Raw genomic sequence first — 428 nt, 5'->3', positions numbered from 1 at the left:
GGGCTTTCAATCTGTTCTGCCAGTTTCTTCACAGAGTTCTGACCGGGGTGTGCGATGATCCCATATTCCATCAAGTGACCCCGCAGAGCGTTGATGATGGAATTGCGCTGCCGAACGAACAAATCACGCGTCTTAAAGACCATAGACCTCGATTGTTGTTTAGCTGATTTGACAGGTGCAAATCGTATCTTTGGCCGGACAGCTGCCTCTGCATCCTTTGCGTCGTTCTTCTGCCGTTTCACAAAAGGCTTCACCTAGAGGGGGCGTATTGGAAAACCGCCAGATTAAAACCTTGTGGGTCGCCCAGTCCATGCTTCTCGGGGTGTAATAACCCCAGCCAGCCAGCGGATCGTCACCAAGTACAAAAGCCGTTTTTGATGGGAATGTAGGTGATGTCGCTGCACCCGTCGCCCGGCAGGGCATGTCTA

The 428-nt window shown here is 52.1% G+C and carries 1 protein-coding gene; it reads right to left on the bottom strand.

Going from position 1 to position 428, the window contains the following annotated elements; translation table 11 throughout:
- Positions 1 to 159: 159 nt before the first annotated feature.
- The coding region (locus AB9F27_RS22090) for a hypothetical protein (protein ID WP_369758232.1) at positions 160 to 428 on the bottom strand (269 nt) is incomplete at its 5' end.

This window comes from Falsihalocynthiibacter sp. CO-5D18 (assembly GCF_041205445.1).
Lineage (GTDB): Bacteria > Pseudomonadota > Alphaproteobacteria > Rhodobacterales > Rhodobacteraceae > Falsihalocynthiibacter > Falsihalocynthiibacter arcticus.
The sequence above is the reverse complement of the archived record's forward strand: the minus strand, read 5'-3'. Positions and strand labels throughout refer to the sequence as shown.